General features: G+C 51.4%; 15 protein-coding genes and 1 tRNA gene. 8 read left to right on the plus strand and 8 right to left on the minus strand.

What is annotated here, in order from left to right; genetic code table 11:
- Positions 1-32 precede the first annotated feature (32 nt).
- A complete protein-coding gene (locus B5G10_RS10580; RefSeq protein WP_087424698.1) occupies positions 33-1,367 on the minus strand; it encodes a DEAD/DEAH box helicase in 1,335 nt (444 codons plus the stop codon).
- Between the two features lie 393 nt (positions 1,368-1,760).
- On the minus strand, positions 1,761-2,945 hold the full coding sequence (locus tag B5G10_RS10585) for a hypothetical protein (RefSeq protein WP_087424699.1): 1,185 nt from the start codon (positions 2,943-2,945) through the stop codon (positions 1,761-1,763).
- Positions 2,946-3,343: 398 nt separating this feature from the next.
- Between B5G10_RS10585 and B5G10_RS10590 the strand changes: the two genes are divergently transcribed.
- Together B5G10_RS10590 and B5G10_RS10595 are read left to right on the plus strand one after the other, a co-directional pair.
- Positions 3,344-5,689 carry a PKD domain-containing protein gene (locus tag B5G10_RS10590; RefSeq protein ID WP_087424700.1) on the plus strand — a complete coding sequence of 782 codons (2,346 nt, stop codon included), beginning with the start codon at positions 3,344-3,346 and terminating at the stop codon, positions 5,687-5,689.
- A 234-nt stretch (positions 5,690-5,923) separates the two neighbouring features.
- A complete protein-coding gene (locus B5G10_RS10595) occupies positions 5,924-7,120 on the plus strand; it encodes a transglutaminase domain-containing protein (protein ID WP_087424701.1) in 1,197 nt (398 codons plus the stop codon).
- A 186-nt stretch (positions 7,121-7,306) separates the two neighbouring features.
- On the opposite strand, the gene B5G10_RS10600 is transcribed toward B5G10_RS10595, so the two are convergent.
- The 4 genes from B5G10_RS10600 to B5G10_RS10615 are packed head-to-tail and all read right to left on the minus strand — an operon-like array spanning position 7,307 to position 9,763.
- On the minus strand, positions 7,307-7,888 hold the full coding sequence (locus tag B5G10_RS10600; RefSeq protein ID WP_087424702.1) for a Maf-like protein: 582 nt from the start codon (positions 7,886-7,888) through the stop codon (positions 7,307-7,309).
- 23 nt (positions 7,889-7,911) lie between these two features.
- Complete coding sequence (locus tag B5G10_RS10605; protein ID WP_087424703.1) at positions 7,912-8,436, minus strand: HAD-IIIA family hydrolase; 525 nt, start codon at positions 8,434-8,436, stop codon at positions 7,912-7,914.
- Positions 8,433-9,218 (minus strand): Rossmann-like and DUF2520 domain-containing protein, encoded by a 786-nt coding sequence (locus B5G10_RS10610; protein WP_087424729.1) that lies wholly within the window; start codon positions 9,216-9,218, stop codon positions 8,433-8,435. Before B5G10_RS10610 ends, B5G10_RS10605 begins: the two co-directional genes overlap by 4 nt.
- 14 nt (positions 9,219-9,232) lie before the next feature.
- Positions 9,233-9,763: a nitroreductase family protein gene (locus tag B5G10_RS10615; RefSeq protein ID WP_087424704.1), complete on the minus strand. Its 531-nt coding sequence runs from the start codon at positions 9,761-9,763 to the stop codon at positions 9,233-9,235.
- 250 nt (positions 9,764-10,013) lie between these two features.
- On the opposite strand from B5G10_RS10615, the gene B5G10_RS10620 reads away from it, so the two are divergent.
- On the plus strand, positions 10,014-12,428 hold the full coding sequence (locus B5G10_RS10620; protein WP_087424705.1) for a TonB-dependent receptor: 2,415 nt from the start codon (positions 10,014-10,016) through the stop codon (positions 12,426-12,428).
- 10 nt (positions 12,429-12,438) lie between these two features.
- Here the strand turns inward: B5G10_RS10620 and B5G10_RS10625 are convergent, their stop codons facing one another.
- Positions 12,439-12,954, minus strand: coding sequence for a DUF308 domain-containing protein (locus B5G10_RS10625; RefSeq protein ID WP_087424706.1), 516 nt, complete (start codon positions 12,952-12,954; stop codon positions 12,439-12,441).
- Between the two features lie 449 nt (positions 12,955-13,403).
- On the opposite strand from B5G10_RS10625, the gene B5G10_RS10630 reads away from it, so the two are divergent.
- Entirely contained in the window at positions 13,404-14,372 is a 969-nt protein-coding gene (locus tag B5G10_RS10630) for a diacylglycerol kinase family protein (RefSeq protein ID WP_087424707.1), read from the plus strand.
- 51 nt (positions 14,373-14,423) lie between these two features.
- On the opposite strand, the gene B5G10_RS10635 is transcribed toward B5G10_RS10630, so the two are convergent.
- The gene (locus B5G10_RS10635) at positions 14,424-14,930 is read right to left on the minus strand and encodes a metallophosphoesterase family protein (protein ID WP_087424708.1); all 507 of its coding nucleotides are present in this window, start codon (positions 14,928-14,930) and stop codon (positions 14,424-14,426) included.
- Between the two features lie 88 nt (positions 14,931-15,018).
- Between B5G10_RS10635 and B5G10_RS10640 the strand changes: the two genes are divergently transcribed.
- From B5G10_RS10640 to B5G10_RS10655, 4 genes are all read left to right on the plus strand, one after another.
- A tRNA-Gly gene (locus tag B5G10_RS10640) sits at positions 15,019-15,091 on the plus strand.
- A gap of 353 nt (positions 15,092-15,444) precedes the next feature.
- A complete protein-coding gene (locus B5G10_RS10645; RefSeq protein WP_087424730.1) occupies positions 15,445-16,017 on the plus strand; it encodes an RNA polymerase sigma-70 factor in 573 nt (190 codons plus the stop codon).
- Positions 16,018-16,078: 61 nt separating this feature from the next.
- Positions 16,079-17,014: a FecR domain-containing protein gene (locus B5G10_RS10650; RefSeq protein WP_087424709.1), complete on the plus strand. Its 936-nt coding sequence runs from the start codon at positions 16,079-16,081 to the stop codon at positions 17,012-17,014.
- Positions 17,015-17,292: 278 nt separating this feature from the next.
- Positions 17,293-20,595: a TonB-dependent receptor gene (locus B5G10_RS10655; RefSeq protein WP_241147754.1), complete on the plus strand. Its 3,303-nt coding sequence runs from the start codon at positions 17,293-17,295 to the stop codon at positions 20,593-20,595.
- Positions 20,596-20,611: the final 16 nt, after the last annotated feature.

Here is a 20,611-nt window from a genome sequence, read left to right on the forward strand (position 1 = left end):
CGAGTGCGGGTGACAGAGAGTCACGGAGCCAATCAGTAGCTGAACGAAATCTTCACCTTTTTGCCTTTTATCTTTTCGTCGCGAAGGTGGCGCAGCGTCTCGTGAGCCTTGTTGCGCGCCACGGCGGCGTAGCTGTAATGGTCTTTTACCTCGATGAGTCCTATTTCGTCGGCTGCCAATCCCCCTTTTTGGGTGAGGAACCCCACGATATCGCCCTTGCTTATCTTCTCCTTTTTGCCGGCTGCGAAATGTAGAGTAGCCATCGGTGGCGTTTGCAGCCAATTGGCTCGGGGGTCGAGTCGGAAGTCGGTCGCCTGGGCGGCATACTCGGGCAACTGTTCGGTGGGTCCTACAAGCAGAAAGGCTTCGCCCTCGGCGTGCATGCGGGCCGTGCGACCGTTGCGGTGGGTGAAGCTTTCGAGATCGACAGGCAGGTGGTAGTGGATGATGTATTTTACCTCGGGGATGTCGAGGCCGCGGGCCGCCAGGTCGGTCGAGATGCAGATGTAGCTGCTGTGGTTGCGGAATTTGCAGAGTGCCCGTTCGCGGTCGGCCTGCTCCATGCCGCCGTGAAAGGCCTCGGCGATGATGCCTTGGTTGGTGAGAAATTGCTGAACCCGTTCCACGCTCTCGCGTTGGTTGCAGAAGACAAGCGTAAGCCCCGGCTTGAGGTTGCGTAGCAAGAGCAGCAACGTATCGAGCTTGTCCTTTTGGGGCGATGCGATGCGGTAGAGCGAGAGCCGTTTGGGAGCATCCTCCTCGTTTCGCTTCGAACCCAGGAAATCGAGTTTTACCGGTCGTCGCAGGGCGGTGAATCCCGGTAGCGATTCGCTGTCGGTGGCCGAGGTGAGAATCTTTTTCTTTACCCCCTCGAGCGGGGCGATAATCTCTTTCATCTCGTCGTGGAAGCCCAGGGCGAGGCATTTGTCAAACTCGTCGAGTACCAGCGTGTCGAGTGTGTCGAGCGACAGACGTCCCCGGCGTAGGTGATCGGCAATGCGCCCCGGAGTACCCACAACGAGGGCCGGAGCCACCTCGAGCGACTTGCTCTCTTCGCGCACCGAGTGGCCTCCGTAGCAGCACACGATTTTAATGCCTGCGGCAATCTTGCGCAACACACTCTCGATTTGCAGAGCCAGTTCGCGCGACGGCACCAGTACCAGCGCCTGCACACCGGCCATCCGGGGGTCGATGCGTTGCAGCACCGGCAGCAGGAAGGCCAACGTCTTGCCCGAGCCGGTAGGCGAGAGCAAAATGATATCGTTGGGGCGTTGTGCCGTTTCGAGCATTTGTTTCTGCATGCCGTTCAGCGACTCGATGTTCAAGTTGCGGCACGCCTTTTCGATGAGTGACGATATTTCTTTCATGGCTGCAAAGATACGACATCTTGCCAGATCGTGCAAACCCCCTTTGCATCGGCTCTCGGGTTGCGTTGGGGTACCTGCTCGTGGCCGTATGGGTTACCCTTTCGATGTTTAAATAATATTAAAATCGCATGAAATATGTTTGAAAATTATGTTGTATAACAGAAAATGCCGTATATTTGCACTGTGTTTTTCATAGTATTAGATTAAGATTAAGGTTAACAAAGATTGGTTGTCGTGAGACAATCAATTTTTTTTGTACCTGTACGAACTCTCTTGTTGATATATAATCTGTTTATATACAATTATTTAGCTTTTGTTTGACCTGTTTGCGAACCGTGATACGACGTGGCCGCGATAGTCCCTTGCGGACGGTTTTGCGGGTGTTCTCTGGATTTATCGGGCATCGATTTCGATGCAGGCTCGGTATTGGCTGTCGGGAAGGACGGGGGTAAGGGCGAAGTATCCGCCAGCGAATCGTCCGTTGACAATCTGGGCAGGGTTCTCGTGGAGGCGCTCCTGATGGTCGCGGTAGAGCGTGCCGGGCCGGGGAAAGTAGTCGATGCGATAGTGCCCTTCGACACCCGGGGCCAGGAAGCAGTCGGCGATGCGGCGGGCCACTACACCCATGTTCATGCGCAGGTTTATCTCGACGAAGGGGTGCAGCCGGGTCGTGCCGTCGGGGGCGAGATAGGTCATCATATCGACCCCGAGGTAGCCGGTATAGACCGGGGCTATACGCTCGGTGAGGAACCGGGCGAGCTGTTCGCGCACGGCCGTGACGATGTGGGGCTCGACGGTTGCACAAAGCTCTTCGTAAAGTTGTCGATCGGTGGTGAGCCGATTCTCTTTATAAGCCCCGTGGCTATCGGTAAGAAACGACGAGAATCCGGCAAAGGTCACCCGGGTGCCGTCGCTGTAAAACTCCATGGCCCAGTCGCGCTGTTTCTCGTAAAAAGGTTCACCCATCAATACTCCCTGCTTTTGCAGCACGCCGTTGCTCCATTGAGCCAGCGAGGTGTCGTAGCCGTAGAGATTCCAGTAGAGTCCGCGTCCGCTACCCGACCAGGGAGCCTTGAGTACTTTGCGGTCACTTTGTTCGGTAAAGGCGCGCACTTCGTCGGGGGTGTGCAACTCGACAGGCAGCGGTGGCATGAGGTAGTCGATGTGTTGGGCGAGATATTGTCCCGCCTCGGTGGCCAGACGACGGTGGGCAAGTTGGCGCAAGAGGTCGCATTGCCGGGGCGAGGGGAGCAGCCGTTCATCGATGCCGGCCTGCCGCAGACGGTGAGCCAGAGCGAGGTTCCACCCCCACACCTCGATGTGGTCGATGGGCAGTTCGCCAATCTGTTTGAACGCGACGGTCGAGAACGAGAGTCCCAACGGCTCGAGGCTGCGACGGAAATCGTCGGGCACAGGGTCGGGGGTACATATCGTCGTCTCCTCTCCCTCGCGGGCATACCACAGCGGCAGCAGAGCCAGCTCACGGGCAATATGCTGGGCGGCGGGAGGCGGCGTGTAGTTGATGCCTCCAAAGGCCAGGGCCAGGTCGTTTTCGGGATTGAAGAGGTAGAGAGTCACGGCTGTTATGTTTTCGTGTGGCAAAGGTAGTGAAAGTGTGAGCTCGATGCAAGCCAGAGGGGGGGGGAGGTGTGACTCTATGTCAAAGGTCGTCGGGGAATCGGGCAAAATGTAATTAAAGATGCAATTTCTCTTATATTTTTCAGAAATATTACTGATTATATGGATTAATTTAAAATTATCCCTGTAAAATGTTTGCAGATTGTAAATATTTACTACCTTTGTAAAAGGCAGTATGCGACTCGTCATGGAGTGGCGTGAGATAGTTAATCGCAACTATATATAGAATAGCTATGAAAAAATTTCATCTACATCTATGCTGTATGGTGGGCAGAACTGCTGCATGAGAGACTTTGCCATGAAATCCAATTCATCAAATATTTTAATCGTGTAAGTGTATGAAAAGAACAATTACAAACCTAATCCTGACTACTGCGCTCTGGGCTGTTCTGCCGGTGGGCGCACAGCAATGGGTTAACGAGCGCGTGCACGATCGGGTAGCCCCGACCGAAGAGGCACCGCGCATTTCGTTTGCCGGCAAGCAATCGATGCCGAATCTGTTCCGTTCGACAGCGGCCAGTGTAACGGCCGACTTCAGCTGCCAGAGTGCGGGCAGTGCCGTGACGGTGTGGGAAGAAGATTTTGACGACGGTTCGGACGGTTGGACACTGACCAATACCGAAGATATTGTTTGGGAATTGAAAAACACTACCGGCGACGAGGCCTTTGCAGCTATCGACCCCGACGACGTGCAATCGTTCTTTGTCGGGGGGCCTTTACAAATGTATAGGCGTGGCATTGCTTCGGCTACCAGTCCGCAAATCGACGTGCCGGCCAATGCCATGCTGAAGGGCTATGTGGGTTTCAGCCAAAATATGGATAACTATTGCCGCTTGCATATCTCGGTATCGACCGACGCCTTTGCCACGTCGGAACTGCTGTGGAACAGCGGCGACGAGAACGGCGAGAAACCCTGGCGCTGGCACGAATTTGCCGTGTCGCTCGAGAAGTATGCCGGGCAGCAGGTGCAGATACGTTTTACCTATACCGCCGGTTCGGACGACGACATGAACGTGGGTGGCTATATGGGCGACTTCTTCATCGACGGTTTGCAGATAACGGGTGTAGAAGCTGTTGAGCAGGTAGAGGTGACCACTGGCGAAGAGATAGCCTTTGCCGATATGTCGGCCGGGAATCCCACGGCCTGGCAGTGGTCGTTCCCCGGTGGAACACCGGCGACCTCGACCGAGCAGAATCCCCGGGTTTACTACACCCGCGACGGAGTCTATGACGTGACCCTGACGGTGAGCAATGCCGACGGCAGCGATACCAAGACCCGCACCGCCTTTGTCAAGGTGACCGGTGTTGCCCCCGTGGCCCACATCCTGCCGCCTGCCACTTTCCGTTACAGCGAGACCCGTTTGCCCATGGTGGCTCCGCTGGTGGGTGTGCAGTATCACGACAACTCGACGGGCTATCCCACCTCGTGGCAGTGGACCTTCGGTGGGGTGAGTCCCGAGTCGTATGCCCAGGTAACCTCGACCGAACAGAATCCTGTGGTGGCCTATAACTTCCTGCACCAGCAGTCGGTAGCCCTCCAGGTGGCCAACGAGCACGGTGAGTCGGACGATGCCACCGATGTGTCGGTCGAATACAGCGGATTCATTACCAACTTCGAGCCGGGCGACCAACCGACCACCTTCGACATGGAAGATTGGGGTACCTTCCCCGGAACCAACACGATAGGTATTACGGCCTATGCCGAGAAGTTCTCCAAACCCTCGCGCCCCATTCTGGTATTTGGCGCCTATGTCTATTTCGTCACCGCTTCGGCCACAAGTCTCACCGACCAGATTGCCGATGTGGGCGTGCATCTCTATACCAGCGAAAACGGTTTGCCGGGCAAGAAGCTCGACTCGACCTGGTGGCGGGTGTTCGAGTTGGATACTCCCTCGGGTGGTACGATGGTAGGCACCGCCTTTGAGTTCAATCCCAAGGTGGTCGATGACGAGTTCTTTATCGTGGTCGATGGTATCCCCGAGAAGAACGACAGCGTGGATGTGTCGTTTGCGATGGCCGAGTTCCGCGACCATGGCAACACGGCCTATATGTACAAAGAGGGCGAGTGGGTCGATGTGAGCACCTATTTCCCTGCCGGGGCCAATCATACTTCCTATCTGATTATGCCCTCGATCGTGCACTCGGTCATGTCGCCCATCCCGACCGATCGTGAGCCGCTGGTAGTAGGCAAAGAGGCTGGTACGAGCAAATATCCTTTCTTCTCGATATATGGCTACGAGACCCCAATCCAGAGCGATGCCGAATGGTGCCGCGTGGTGGGAAAACCCAATGGCCTCACCCTCGATACGCTGCTTATCTCGTATGATCGTCTGCCCGACGGTATCGACGAGCGGGTAGCTACCCTCACGATTAACGACAGTATATCGACCTACGACATTAAGGTGACGCAAAGTGTGAATGGCGTGAGTGCCGTCAAGACGGTAACCGAGGCTCCCATAACCCTCTGTCCATCGATTTTCGACCAGGAGGTAACGGTGCAGTTGCCTGAAAATTCCCGTCGATTGATGGTGGCCGATGAGAACGGGCGTGAGCTCTATCGGCGCGAACTGAATCCTCTCGAACGACAAGTAACCATCGATGCCTCGGGCTGGACGCCGGGAGCCTACTTCTTCAGGGTACTGGGCGAGCGTGAGGTGACCGTCGTCAAGGGATTGAAACGATAACGACCAGGCAAACGCAAAAGAGATAAAGAGGTGTGTCGTGAGGAGAGACCCGTGGCGCACCTCTCTTTTGTTGTGATGTTACCCTGTATCGTGGGAATGATACAGAGTGTTACCCCCCCGATGCGGAGACCAGGAGGGTAAACCAATATTTTTTCTAAAAAAACGGGAGACGGTTGTAACAAATACGGATATATTTACGTCTCATCCATATACGAAACATTAATACACGAGACTATGAGAAGATTTTTATGGCTGTTGCTTTTGCCCCTCTGTTTCGGGAGCTGGGCCGCCGAGAGTGACTGGAATGCCGATAGCGTGGTGGGTTATTACCAGAACCAAGTAGTGCCGGTGATACAGAAGAGTTGGAAGAATCATGCGTTGGTCGAGAAGACCTACCGGCAGTTTTTCGACCGTTGCAAGTCGTTGCCCGACTCGGTGGTCGATCAGTGTTCGTGGTGTTTATCCGACTCCTATTACAACCTGGCCTGCTGCCAGTCGCTCAGAGGGCGCAAGCGGGCGGCGGTCGATGCCTTCGAGCAGGCTATCCGGCACGGTTACTACGATTATGCCCATGTTCAGGAGGATACCGACCTGGACAATATTCGCAGCGACAAGCGTTTTCAGCGGCTTTTGGCCCAGTTGCGCGAGGTGGGCGATTTCAACTACATACTCCGCAAGTCGCCCGGCTATGACAACACTGCCTCTACCGACTCACTGCCGGCCTTTACCTATATGGCTCCCAACGACAGCAACCTGGTGCGGGTGCGCCGCTACTTCAACCTCGACAGCATTGCGGGGGCAGGCGACGAAATCTCGAAAATCAAGAATCTGCTGTTGTGGGTGCACAACACCATCCGTCACGACGGGTCGTCATACAATCCCGACGTGAAGAATGCCATTGCCATCTACGAAATCTGCAAGCGTGAAGACCGGGGCGTCAACTGCCGCATGATGGCGCAGATGCTCAACGAGTGCTACCTGGCCATGGGCTTCAAGTCGCGCTATGTCACCTGTCTGCCCAAGAGTTTTATCAACGATTGTCATGTGATCAACGCTGTCTATTCCTGCACCCTCGACAAGTGGTTGTGGATGGATCCCACCTGGGGCGCTTATGTGATGGACGAGAAGGGTAATCTGCTCGGCCTCTCGGAGGTGCGCGAACGGTTGAAAACGGGGCAGTTTGTCACGGTAAACGACGATGCCAACTGGAATCATCAAATGGCTTGCACGACCGATTACTACCTGAACTACTACATGAGCAAGAACCTCTATTATCTGCAATGCTCCGATATTAGCGGTTTCGACAACGAGACCTATGTCAAGGGGAAGCGGATGCCGCGATACGTCACCCTCGTGCCTGTGGGTGAACCTTATGGCAATTCGCTCAGCACCTCGAACGAGGCGTGGTTCTGGGCCTCGCCCTATAAATGACGAGGGGAGTCACCCCACACTTCGATGCGGGGTCCAGCTTGGGGAATATGAACAGGGTGCACGAACCGTGCACCCTTTCTTTTTAGATGAGGAGAGTATCTCTTACCGGTATTCCTGCCCGAGTATTTTGGGATTCCGCGTCGGGGCGCGGAATGACAGAAGCGCCGCATCGGGTGCGGCAGGACTTTAGAATTTTTTCAATTCGGTGTAGAGCCGCTGGATAGGCAACCCCATCACATTGTAGTAGCTGCCGTGCAGCCCGGTTACCCCGATGTAGCCAATCCACTCCTGCACGCCGTAGGCGCCGGCTTTGTCGAGCGGGCGGTAGCGATTGACATAGTAGTCTATTTCGTCGTCGGAGAGGAGCGCGAAATCGACCTCGGTCGATACGGCGAAGGAGACTTGTTTCTGCATCGAGGTGAGTGTCACCCCGGTGATGACTGTGTGCGTTTTGCCCGAGAGAGCCCGCAGCATGGCTTTGGCATCGGCCAGGTCGTGAGGCTTGCCATAGACTCGGCCGTCGAGCCACACGATGGTGTCGGCCGTGATGAGCAGGGTGTTGTCCTTCATTTGGTTGTGATAGGCGGCCGCCTTCTCTTGCGAGATGTAGAGGGGAATCTCTTCTCCCGACAGGGTGGCGGGATACGACTCGTCCACCTCGGGCAGAGCCGTCACGCGGTATTCGATGTCGAGTCCGGCCAGGAGCTCGCGGCGGCGGGGCGAATTGCTCGCCAGCAGTATTTCATATTTTTGCAGATTCGATAACATAGTCAATCATTTTTGTCAGTTGGTTACCAGCCGAACGCCTTCTTGTCGGCCATCCATTTGCCTTGAGCGCGCAACACCTGTTCGATGATGTCGCGGCCGCAACCCATGCCACCGCAAATGGGCGAGATGTAGCGGGCTATCTGTTTGATTTCGGGAGCCGCATCGGCCGGACAGGCGGGCAATCCGGCCACTCGCATCACCTCGTAGTCGGGGATATCGTCGCCCATGTACATCACCTCGTCGGCTTGCAGGCCACACTCGGCGAGCCACTGCTCGAATATCTTGATTTTCACGGCTGCGCCCATATAGACATGCGAGAGTCCCAGGCTCTCGAAGCGCTTGCGTACGGCCTCGGTGCGGCCACCAGTGATGATGGCCACGGGGTAGCCCAGCTTGGCGGCCAGCTGCAAGGCATATCCGTCTTTGATATTGATTACCCGCATGGGCTCGCCCGAGGGGTGCAGAGGAATGGAGTCGGACGACAGCACGCCGTCCACGTCGAAAGCAAAGGCTTTTATTCGGGTAAGGTCGAAATCGGTTCGGCTCATGATTCTTGTTTTTTTTCGGGGTTATGAGTTTCGTGAATACTGCGGCTCATGAGGCTGTAAATCTCGCGCAGCGTAGGGTCGGCGAGCAGCGCCTCCTGTTTGGCAATGATGTTTTGGTCGTATCGGATGGCCGGGCCCGTCTGGGCATCGAAGGGCGACATGTCGGCTACCTTGGCGGCTGTTTCGCGGATGAGGGGCAGCATTGCTTCGAAGGGGAGTCCGTGCTCTTGGAGGATGCGGTCGCACAATACATAGAGGTGGTTGGTGAAGTTGCAGGCAAAGACGGCGGCCAGGTGCAGATATTTGCGCTGCTCCGAGTTGGCCCGATAGACCTTGCCCGAAAGCCGGGAGGCCAGGTGGTGCAGCAGCTCGGTGTCGGCTTCGCTGTTGGCCTCGATGAAGAAGGGGATATCGTCGAAATCGACCTCGCGCTCCTTGCTGAAAGTCTGCATGGGATAGAACACGCCGTAACGTGTCGAGTAAGGGCGGAACACTTCGCAATCGACGCTACCGGCCGTGTGGACCCACAGTCCCGTGTTGGCCGGCATACGGGCCAGCAGGTCGGGCAGAACCGAGTCTTTCACGGCAAAGATATAGAGGTCGCCGTCGGCAGGGAGTTGGGCCAGGTCGGTCGTGTAACGGCTGTGAGGAAGCCGGTCGCTCAACTGCCGGGCCGACTCTTCGGTGCGGCTATACACCCAGGCGGGAGTGAGCCCCTTTTTCTGCAAGGCCAGCGCCAGTTGGGTGGCCAGATTTCCGGCTCCGATGAGAATGATTTTCATATCGTTGTTGCTCATCATTCCCATTTGCCTATGTGTACCTTTTCCCACATCATCTTCTCCTCGTCAAAGGGTTTGCGCTCCTCGTCCTTGTGGCCGATGGAGAGGATGCAGAGCACGCCCATTGTCTCGGGGATGCCCAGGATGGAGCGCACGATATCTTCGGCCGGTTCGTCGTCGGCCCCGAATCGGTTGCGCACCTGAATCCAGCAGTTACCCAGACCCAGATCGGCCGCTTGCAGTTGCATGAGTATGGCGGCAATCGAAGCATCTTCGACCCAGGTATCGGTGAGGGTCATGTCGGCCGTCACGACGATAGCCAGTGCCGCGCCCTCGATAGGCTTGGCTCCGGCAGTCTTGCAGGCTGCCAGACGGGCGAGAACCTCTTTATCTTCGACGGCGATGAACTCCCAAGGGGTACAGCGTTTCGACGAAGGGGCGAGCAGCCCCGCTTCGAGAATCAGCTTCACCGAGTCGGGCGACAGCGGCTGGTCGGTATATTTGCGAATACTTCGGCGATGAATCAACAGGTCGTGCAGATTATTCATAAGGGTAATGGTTTTAAGTGTTTGTATCTCTGAATAGACGGATGGTACCTCTCACCGGCTTTGGCCGTGTCATTATCGGTCACGAGGTGTGAGTCTCTTCCAGTAGCAAAGATACAAAACCTAATTTGTCCAGGGGGAATCTGAGAAAACTTTTTTCGATACTTTTCGGCGGGCGATATACTGAACGGCGCTTTTTTGCGTTTATTAAATGTGCCTTTGACAAACAGGGCACGGTGTGTATAGAACCTCGATGAAATACAAGATATTACTCCTTTTTATCGCGATAGGTGCGGTACTCGAGCTGGCAGCGCAGGGCCGGGTGAAACTCACGGGCCGGGTGTATGACAGCGACAATCAGCCCATCGAGCTGGCTACGGTGCGCGTGGCGGGTACGACCATGGGCACGATGACCGACCTGAAGGGCGAGTACCAGTTGTCGGTCCCTGCGAGTGACTCGATTGTGGTTATCTATTCGTGTCTGGGTTACCGCGAGGAGCAACGTCAGTTGCTTAATCTCACGAAAGATGTATCGCTGTCGGTGCGGCTGAATAAAAATTCGAAGATGCTGAGCGAGGTGGTGGTGGCCACTCACCGCCGGCAGACCAGCACGTTGCAGACTATCGACACGAAAGACCTCAGACTGATGCCCGATGCTTCGGGCGGCAGTATCGAGGCGATGCTTACCACCTTTGCCGGGGTGAACTCGAGCAACGAGTTGAGCTCGCAATACTCGGTGCGGGGCGGTAACTTCGACGAGAATATTGTCTATATCAACGGTATAGAGGTCTATCGACCGCTCACGGTGCGGTCGGGGCAGCAGGAGGGGTTGAGTATCATCAACCCCGATATGGTGGGAGCCGTAGGCTTTTCGTCGGGCGGTTTCTCGGCCGAGTATGGCGACAAGATGTCGTCGGTGCTCGATATTATCTACAAGCATCCCGAAGCCTTCGAGGGGTCGGTGTCGGCCAGTTTCCTGGGGGCTACCGCCTCGATAGGGCAGAGCACCAAGAAGTTCTCGCAGCTGCACGGCATCCGCTACAAGACCAACTCCACCCTGTTGAGTTCGCTCGATACCAAGGGCGAGTATGAGCCCTCGTTCTTCGATTACCAAACCTACCTCACCTATAAATTTGCTCCCAAGTGGGAGGCTTCGTTCCTGGGCAACATTGCCATCAACGACTACAAGTTCACTCCTCACGAGCGCAACACTTCGTTTGGTACGGCGACCAACGCCAAGCAGTTCAAGGTCTATTTCGACGGTGGGGAACGCGACAAGTTCGAGACCTATTTCGGGGCTCTGTCGCTGAATTTCTTTCCCGACAAATATACCCAGTGGGCCCTGATGACCTCGGCTTTTGTCACCAACGAGCTGGTGACCTACGACATCTCGGGGCAGTATTGGCTCGACGAGCTGGCCGACACGGGCGATGGCGAGGGTACCGAGAACACGGGGGCGCTGGGTGTGGGCACCTACCACGAGCACGCTCGCAACCGCCTCAAGGCCTCGGTGATTGCCACCTCGATCAAGGGTGCTACCAAGCTGGGACAGAATGAGCTGAAGTGGGGATTGACCCACCAGTATGAGCAGATTTACGACCGGGTGCGCGAGTGGGAGATGCGCGACTCGGCAGGCTATTCGCTGCCGCATACCGGCCAGTCGGTCGAGATGATCTACAACCTCTTTTCTCATCAGGACATGGAGAGCCATCGCCTCTCGGCCTATCTGCAAGATACCTATCGCCTGCGTACCTTGTGGGGACGCTTCATCTTCACGGGTGGTTTGCGGGCCTCGTATTGGGGATTCAACAAGGAGACCCTGGTGAGCCCCCGGGCCTCGATTACCTTTATCCCGGCCGCCAACGAGCAGATAACTACCCGTCTGGCCGGCGGACTCTATTACCAGGCTCCGTTTTACAAGGAGTTGCGCGACACGGTGTGCGATGCGGCCAACAATTATGTGGTGCAGCTCAACCGCAATATCAAGTCGCAACGCTCGATTCACATCGTGCTTGGGGGCGACTACTCGTTCCGGGCGTTGGATAGGCCGTTCAAATTCACGGCCGAACTCTATTACAAGAAGCTCGACAACCTCATTCCCTACGAGATTGACAACCTGCGGGTGTGGTATAGCGGGCAGAACGAGGCCAAGGGCTATGCGGCCGGTATCGACCTGAAACTCTTCGGACAGTTTGTGCCGGGAGTCGATTCGTGGCTCACCTTCTCGCTCATGAAAACGCAGGAGGAGATTGGGGGTGTGAAACTGCCCCGACCTACCGACCAGCGGTACAGCGTGGGCCTCTACTTCCAGGATTATGTACCCCGGTTCCCCAAATACAAATTCAGTCTGCGGGCCATCCTGGCCGACGGACTACCGGTAGGGTCGCCCCGCAAGGGACGGCAGGCGGGCTACTTCAGAGCTCCGGCTTACAAGCGTATCGATATCGGGGCCTCGCGTCTCCTGGTGGGAGGTGAGGACAAACTCCTGCAAAAGGGAATCTTCCGCAATCTCAAAAGCGTGTGGATAGGCATCGACGTCTTCAACCTCTTCGACATCAGCAACGTGAACTCCTACTATTGGGTGACCGACATTACCAATGCCCAGTATGCCGTGCCCAACTATCTCACTCGTCGCCAGATAAATCTGCGGCTTTCGATCGATTTCTGACGTCTCTCGGTTATTTCAGACGAATGTAGAACAACAGGTCGGTGATGCCATAGAGCAGTGTGGCCGCACCGAATGTGGCTACGATAATGCGCTCGGTAGCCGAAAAAGGATTGAGCAAAATTTCTATACCGATGAGCAGGATAATGACAGGCAGCAGATAGGATACCCATCCCGCTTTTTGTTTGATGGCCTTTTTGAGCGTGAGCAGATAGAGTAACTGATAGATTCCTATCAGAATGAGTGCACCCCCCAGTACATAGATCGTTACCCCGATATACCAGCTCGGCACCAGAATGAGGGAGCATCCAAACAGTAGCAAGACCCCCGACATGACAGGAAACGGGGTTGTATCTTTTTGTTCGCCACTCAACAGATAGTACAAGATGGTATATAAACTGGGCACGCCTATGAGGATACCTGTGATCAGGAGTACCGTGGGCAGGGCGGCGTTGGGATAGAGCAGGAGCAACAGGCCTATTACGATGGAGGCGATGATGCGAATCAATGGTTTTTGAAAAGTAATCATATCACTCGTTACGGATTAATCGGTTTTCTTTATGTAAACAAAAAAGATAGCGAAAGGTGAGAGCCGGGGAAAACCGAAAACACAGTTTTCGAAGTTTGACTATGCTGAACCGCATCCTATCTTCGTGAAACAAAGATAGCGAAAGGTTAGCGTTGGGGCAAAAGAAAAATGAGGTTTCCTCTTTTTGTCTGAACTTGGCCATTGCCTCCTCTTTTACAAAAGAGTGTCTCGGCCGTTTGTAAAAGAGGTTCTCGATGAAACGCTATTTAACGGCTTGTAATGCAGAAGCTGTTGCCGTTGTGTGTGAAATTGGGAATATTTATTACCTTTGTCCTCGTTGCTGTAAATGCGTGTCGAGCCGATCTGGTTGATACATGCAGTATCGCCCTTTGTGCAAGATGCTATACACGAATGATTTACAGGTGATTTTTCGAAATTAAAAAGATGCTATGCCTGCACCGAAAAAAATCTTAGCCATCATAAATCCCATCTCGGGAACCAAAGATAAAGAGGATATACCCGCCTTGATCGACGAGGTGATAGACCCCGCCAAATACAGCGTGGAGACGTGTTTTACACAGTATGCCGGTCATGCCGCCGAGATGACTCGCAAAGCCGTTGCCGACGGTGTTGATATTGTGCTCTCGGTCGGGGGCGACGGAACCTGCAACGAAATAGCCCGTGAACTCATCAACACCCACACCTCGCTGGCCATTGTACCGGTAGGTTCGGGTAACGGCCTGGCCCGCCATCTGGGCATCTCGATGGAGGTGCGCAAAGCCCTCGAGATTGTCAACGACGGGGTAATTGCCGACCTCGACTACTGCACGGCCAACGGCCGTCCCTTCTTCTGTACCTGCGGCGTGGGATTCGACGCCCTGGTAAGTCTCAAGTTTGCCCAGGGGAAACGTCGGGGCAAACTGGCCTATGTAGCCAAGGCACTCACCGAATACCTCAAATACAAGTCGGAGACCTACCAGATTGAGATGCCCGACGGTACTGTCACCGAGAAAGCCTTCCTTATAGCCTGCGGCAACGCCTCGCAATATGGCAACAACGCCTACATTGCCCCCCATGCCAGCATGCAGGATGGCAAAATCGACGTCACGGTACTCATGCCCTTTACCCCCTTCGATACCGCCGGTTTGGCTCTGTTGCTCTTTACCAAGCATATCGACCAGGATGCCAATATCAAGAGCTTCACTACCGAGTCTCTTGTAATCAAACGCGAGAAACCCGGAGCCATCCACCTCGACGGTGAGCCCATTGAAATGGGAACCCGCATCGATATCCGCTGCTTCAAAGGCGGTTTGCGTGCACTCATTCCAGCCAGTGAACCCAAGCGCTCTATTATCGAACCCTTTGCCTCGGTATTCTGGGAGTTTATCGAGACCGTCCGGCAGGAGCTGAATATCTAACCGTCAATGCTATTTTGTTGTTGTGTGATAGTTGAACTGTCGTAGATAGCGTTAGCCGCCCTGTCGGCGGTCGGCCAGTTCGATTACTTCGAGGTCTTTGATTTCGCCCCTGTCGAGGACAAAGCGCACCAGTGTACGTTTTTTATGGAACCCATACAGCCCGGCAGCTCCCGGGTTGATATGCAGGCATTTCAAGGTCTTGTCGTAGAGTACCTTCAAGATATGCGAGTGGCCCGAGATAAAGAGTTTGGGCGGGTGGATATAGATCTGGGGCGTTACCTCGCGGGCATATTTGCCGGGATAGCCCCCTATGTGAGTCATCCACACATCCACCCCCTCGATGGTAAACCGTTGATGCTGTGGGTAGCGCAGGCGCAATTCGTGCCCGTCGATATTACCATATACGGCCCGAAAGGGTTTTAAGGCTTCGAATCGGTCGGCCAGCTCGACTGAGCCAATGTCGCCTGCATGCCAAATCTCGTCGCACTCGGCAAAATATTTCGCGTAACGGTCGTCCCACCAGGCATGGGTGTCGGACAGCAAACCTATCTTTACCATTTCTCATTTTCCAATTTAAGGGTAAAAGTACGGCAATAATTTGTAAAGTCGAAAAAAAACAGCTACATTTGTCCCCATAGAAACAGATGCGGTAGTAGCTCAGTTGGTAGAGCATCAGCTTCCCAAGCTGAGGGTCGCGAGTTCGAGCCTCGTTTGCCGCTCTTCGAGAAGCCGGTTTGCATGCAGTAAGCCGGCTTTTTTTGTGCTGGTTCATATTGGAGAAGAGGGCCTTCGAGCTTTGAAGAAGGGGTGTAGCACAACGGATAGAACAGATGCTATCTCTCTCGCATTTAATCCTCCGTGGAATTGATATGGGCTTGTGTAATAGTCTGCTACCTGTTATAAATCGGAGACATTACATTTTTATTATATTCTTTATTATACCTTGCAGAGGAAAGATTTTCTTGATAACTTGCACTACATTTTTTTTATTATAGGAATAAAAGACTATTTTAGCACGCTTGAAATATAGAGGCACAGCTTATTTAAAGACATAAATAGTTTGGCGATATCGATGGAATATATAGATAAATCAGAAGCATTGGCATCCTTTAGCGAAGTTTATCAGAAGTATAGAGGACCGTTCACAAGAATGGCTATTTCTTATGTGGGAGATAAGAGTATAGCTGAGGATTTTGTGACCGATTCATTCGTTGCTTATTGGGAGAACAGAAGCCGATTGCCTCAAGGCACCAATATACCGGCCTATATATTGGTATCGCTTAAGAATAAATGTTTGACCTATTTGACCCACCTCCGTAAAGAGCAGGAGATAATCGATTCGATGAAAAGTCAATACCAGTGGGAACTTGATTTTCAAATAGCCTCTTTGGAGGCATGTAATCCCCAGGAGATATTTTCAGAGGAGGTATGGCGGTTGGTAAACGAGGCTATTCGGTCGCTTCCCGATAAGACGAAAGAAATATTTTTGTTGAGTCGTATGGAAAATCTTACCAATCGTGAAATTGCCGAGCAGTTGGATATTTCGATTAAAACCGTAGAGTTTCATATAGGTCGGGCTTTGAAGGTGATGAGAGTTGCCCTGAAAGATTATTTGCCTCTTTTTTTTCTTCTTTTTGTAAAATAATTGGATTTTTCGTTAGGGTACATTTATACTCGTTAGTTATATATGCGTAAAGGGTAAATTTATGGATAGAGATTTGCTATATCGTTTTTTCAATGGGACCGCTTCAGAATCGGAACGGAAGGATATTAGGCAGTGGGCCGATGCAGCTCCCGAGAATATGAAAGAACTGTTGAAAGAACGTAAATTATACACGGCTATCTTATTGACTGGTGAGCGGGAGTCTTTTGCCCTGTCTAAGGAGAAAGAGCCGGTATGGTATAAGCGTTCTTATTTTGTTCGATGGGGGCAGTATGCTGCGGTTTTTCTCTGTGCCGTGTTATTGACCTGGTTGGTTTCGAATCGGGTAGATCGTGCTTCGTCGATGATGCAAGTGGATGTCCCCCTTGGACAATATATCAATCTGACTCTGTCGGATGGAACAAACGTATATTTGAACTCTGGAACAACATTCAAATATCCAACAGCCTTTACCGGGAAAAATCGTGAGGTGGAAATTGATGGAGAGGGATTCTTTCGGGTAACGCATCAAAAGAACGATGTCCCTTTTATAGTTAAGACTTCGAAAGGACAGGTGAAGGTATTGGGTACCCAGTTCAATGTAGAGGCATACAACGATAAAGATCTGTTTGAGACTTCATTACTTGAAGGGAAAGTTGAGGTGACTACGGCATCTGATAAACTTGTATTGAACCCCAGTGAAAAAGCCGTTCTTGTTGGTGGAAAATTAAAGAGAGAGACTCTTGATGACGAGAGTAGCTATAGTTGGACAAGCGGGATAATTGACTTTAACAATATTCGCTTTGATGACCTTATGAAAGAGTTTGAGAAGATTTATGGAGTTCATATTATCATTCGTAATCCGCAAATCAAGGATAATCGCTGTTTAGGAAAATTCCGGCGTATAGATGGGCTGGACTATGCATTACAAGTATTGCAGGTAGATATAGATTTTGAGTATAGTCACGATTTTGAAACACAAACCTTTTATATTAACTAAAAACACAACACAATACCATGAGAAAGACATAGCCCAGATAAAAAGTAGGGAATATCGAACCGTCGCCAAACAATCGATATTCCCCTTTGGAAAATTAACACAAGAATTGTATTAATCTTAAAACACACAAATGTATGAAAAAGAAATTGATGTTGAGGAATGAACATTCCTCTAATTCAATATTATTAAGAATTATGAAAATCACATGTACCTTATTTTTTGTGGGCATATTGCAGATTTTTGCTTTCAACGCTTATTCTCAAAATGCTCGTGTTACTATGAATCATGTCAATACACCCCTTCGGGTTATTCTTAACGATATTGAGAAGCAGACCAATTATCTGTTTGTAATTATTAACTCACAAGTCGATACACAGAAGAAATATACGGTACAAGTTAAGTCGGAACCCGTTTCTACTGTATTGAACACCTTGTTTCAAGGTGAAAATGTGGTTTATCAATTGCAGGGAAATCACATTGTACTTTCGCGTGAGGATAAAAAGCGAGAGCAGAAATCCAAACGTACAGTGACAGGGTATATAAAGGATCATTCGGGCGAACCATTGGTGGGTGCCAGTATTCTGGTAAAAGGGACTCAACAAGGTACAGTGACCGACTTGAATGGCTATTTCAGTCTCGAAGGCGAATATGACGAAAGTACCGTATTGAGTATTCGCTATGTGGGTATGGAGAGTAAGGATGTGGCAATTGCCGATAAAAACAGTCTCGATATCACTCTCGACGATGGTGCACAACAACTGGACGATGTGGTTGTCGTGGGATATGGAACCCAAAAGAAGATAAATTTGAGTGGAGCCGTCGAGGCCGTATCGGGAGCTGTCCTTGAAAACCGCTCGGTCAATAACGTGGGAACCATGTTGCAAGGATTGGTGCCCAACCTGAATATTAGTGTGGATGGCGGTCAGATAAATCAGACTCCGAGTTTCAATATTCGAGGCGTCACAACTATAACCAATGGTGGAGCTCCATTGATTCTTGTCGATGGAATCCCTACCGAAGAGGCCGATTTCTCGCGTATGAACAGTGCCGATATTGAGAGTATATCGGTACTTAAGGATGCCTCTTCAGCTGCTATTTATGGAGCAAGGGCCGCATTCGGTGTAATTCTGGTTACGACGAAAAAAGGAGGAAAAGACGGTAAGGTAAGGTTTACGTTCAACAACACGGTCAACGTGCGTACTCTGGGGCGTATGCCACAGGTTGTAAAAGACCCCTATATACAGGCTTCGTATAAAGATATTATGGGAGCTCCGTGGTACGACCTTTACAGCGAAGAGGAGTTGGAGTATGCCAAGCAACGTTCGCTCGATCCTTCGTTGTCGCCGGTAATGATCGACCCGACTGATCCAAACCGATATACCTATTTGGGCGCTACCGACTGGTTTCACGAACTCTATAATAATACCGGGCTATCTCATTCACACTCCATCGGTATGTCGGGAGCTACCGAGAAAACCTCGTATTATCTGGGTGGAGAGTATTTTGGCGAAAGCGGTATGCTTAAGTATAATACCGATCAGTACAATCGTTATAACTTGAGGAGTAATGTCAGCTATCAGGTGACCGATTGGCTTTCGATTTCAAATAATACATCGATGACTTATTATACCTATAAAGCACCCTCTTCGCTCGATTGCGGTTGGTTGTACAAAGAGATACACAATGCCAATGCCTTGACTATTCCCAAGAATCCCGACGGAAGTTGGACCGAGAGTGGAGCCAAGTATATTGCCGGTACCGAAATGGGCGGCGAAAGCGAATATGAAGAGCTATTGGCTCAGACTCAGATTTCGTTTGATATCCAGCTTATTAAAAACATTTGGTCGGTAAAAGGAGATCTTGCTGTTAAATTTTGGAACAAGCATAAGAACTATTGGGAGTCTGATAAAGATATCGTGTATAGAGATGGGCCCGAGAGTGCACCCAAGGAATTGGGATGGAGCGATTTCGCTCGTACCGAGCATGATAATTCCCGATTTACCCTTTTTAATGTATATACCAACTTCAACAAGAAATTTGGTAAACACGAGTTAGGCGCAACTCTTGGCTTTGAGCAGCAACTCGAAACCGCACAATACTTTACCGGTGAGCGAGATGGCCTTATCAGTAACTCGGCTCCCAGTATTGGTGTGGCATCGGGCGATAATAAAACTTTGACCGATACCCGTTACAGCTGGGCTACGCGGAGTGGCTTTTATCGGTTGAACTATATATTTGACGATAAATATATTTTTGAAGCAAACGGCCGTTACGATGGAACTTCGCGATTCCAAAAGGACCATCGCTTTGGATTTTTCCCTTCATTCTCGGCCGCGTGGGTAATCTCAAACGAGAATTTCTATCAAGGAATAAAAGAGGTGATGAATATGACCAAACTCAGGGCCTCTTATGGTTGGCTGGGTAATCAAAATGTGGGCTATTATGAGTATATTTCAAATATGACCTTCTATGAGTGTAACTACTTGCTCAATGGGAAAAAGCCTATTGGAGTGGGGTCGCCCGATTTGATATCCGATGACTTGACGTGGGAGAAAGTAAATACGATTGATTTCGGTTTGGATCTGGCTTTCTTGAGAAACAGACTTACATTCAGTGGCGATGTATATCGTCGAAATACCAAGGATATGCTCACTCCAGGGAAAACGCTTCCCGGTGTATTGGGTGTTGCGTCGCCTCGTCAGAATGCGGCCGACCTGAAAACCGAGGGATGGGAAATCTCGATTGGTTGGCAAGACCATTTTATGTTGGCATCCAAACCGTTCAAATATTCGGTTAAATTCAATATCTCCGATTCGTATGCCGTGATAACCAAGTTTAACAATGAGACCGGAACGCTTGACGATTATTATCCCGGATGGCGTATCGGTGATATATGGGGATTGACGACCGAAGGTTTCTTCCAAAGTGAGGAGGATATTAAGAATCATGCCGACCAATGGGAGGTTACGGCCTATCCGGGTGACCGGCCTCTTGCTCCCGGCGATTTGAAATACAAGGATTTGAATGGCGATGGATATGTCAATAAAGGCAAATGGACAATCGATGACCATGGCGATTTTTCGATTATCGGGAACACAAGCGATCGCTATTGCTATGGTGCCGATATAAACGCCGAATGGAATGGCTTTGACCTTAGAATCTTGTTGCAAGGTGTAGGGAAAAAGGACTGGTATCCCAATGTGTTTACGTTCTTTGGAATTTATCGAGCTCCGTGGTCAGATGTATATACCAACAATCTTGACCACTGGACTCCCGAGAATCCCGACGGATATTTCCCCCGGTTGAAATCCTATACGGCCGAGGTCGCAGGTGATATGAGTATTGCCCAAACCCGATATTTACAGGATGCCTCTTATATGAGAATCAAGAATATCACCTTTGGATATACTTTGCCACAGTCGCTTACCCGTAAGATTAAAATCGATCAGGTGCGGTTCTATTTTAGTGGAGATAATATAGCTGAGATTACCAAACTTTGCAAGAATGTCGATCCCGAGGGGCTTGGATTGGTACATCCCATGCAACGGGTATTCTCTTTTGGCCTCAATCTTAATTTCTAAAACGTATGAATTATGA

This window comes from Barnesiella sp. An55 (assembly GCF_002161555.1).
GTDB lineage: Bacteria > Bacteroidota > Bacteroidia > Bacteroidales > Barnesiellaceae > Barnesiella > Barnesiella merdipullorum.

What these genes read in the sequence shown, in the direction of transcription:
- B5G10_RS10580 (WP_087424698.1), bottom strand. Translation starts at nt 1,367, where the DNA reads ATGAAAGAAATATCGTCACTCATCGAAAAGGCGTGCCGCAACTTGAAC.
- B5G10_RS10590 (WP_087424700.1), top strand. Translation starts at nt 3,344, where the DNA reads ATGAAAAGAACAATTACAAACCTAATCCTGACTACTGCGCTCTGGGCT.
- B5G10_RS10595 (WP_087424701.1), top strand. Translation starts at nt 5,924, where the DNA reads ATGAGAAGATTTTTATGGCTGTTGCTTTTGCCCCTCTGTTTCGGGAGC.
- B5G10_RS10600 (WP_087424702.1), bottom strand. Translation starts at nt 7,888, where the DNA reads ATGTTATCGAATCTGCAAAAATATGAAATACTGCTGGCGAGCAATTCG.
- B5G10_RS10605 (WP_087424703.1), bottom strand. Translation starts at nt 8,436, where the DNA reads ATGAGCCGAACCGATTTCGACCTTACCCGAATAAAAGCCTTTGCTTTC.
- B5G10_RS10610 (WP_087424729.1), bottom strand. Translation starts at nt 9,218, where the DNA reads ATGAAAATCATTCTCATCGGAGCCGGAAATCTGGCCACCCAACTGGCG.
- B5G10_RS10615 (WP_087424704.1), bottom strand. Translation starts at nt 9,763, where the DNA reads ATGAATAATCTGCACGACCTGTTGATTCATCGCCGAAGTATTCGCAAA.
- B5G10_RS10620 (WP_087424705.1), top strand. Translation starts at nt 10,014, where the DNA reads ATGAAATACAAGATATTACTCCTTTTTATCGCGATAGGTGCGGTACTC.
- B5G10_RS10625 (WP_087424706.1), bottom strand. Translation starts at nt 12,954, where the DNA reads ATGATTACTTTTCAAAAACCATTGATTCGCATCATCGCCTCCATCGTA.
- B5G10_RS10630 (WP_087424707.1), top strand. Translation starts at nt 13,404, where the DNA reads ATGCCTGCACCGAAAAAAATCTTAGCCATCATAAATCCCATCTCGGGA.
- B5G10_RS10635 (WP_087424708.1), bottom strand. Translation starts at nt 14,930, where the DNA reads ATGGTAAAGATAGGTTTGCTGTCCGACACCCATGCCTGGTGGGACGAC.
- B5G10_RS10645 (WP_087424730.1), top strand. Translation starts at nt 15,445, where the DNA reads ATGGAATATATAGATAAATCAGAAGCATTGGCATCCTTTAGCGAAGTT.
- B5G10_RS10650 (WP_087424709.1), top strand. Translation starts at nt 16,079, where the DNA reads ATGGATAGAGATTTGCTATATCGTTTTTTCAATGGGACCGCTTCAGAA.
- B5G10_RS10655 (WP_241147754.1), top strand. Translation starts at nt 17,293, where the DNA reads ATGAATCATGTCAATACACCCCTTCGGGTTATTCTTAACGATATTGAG.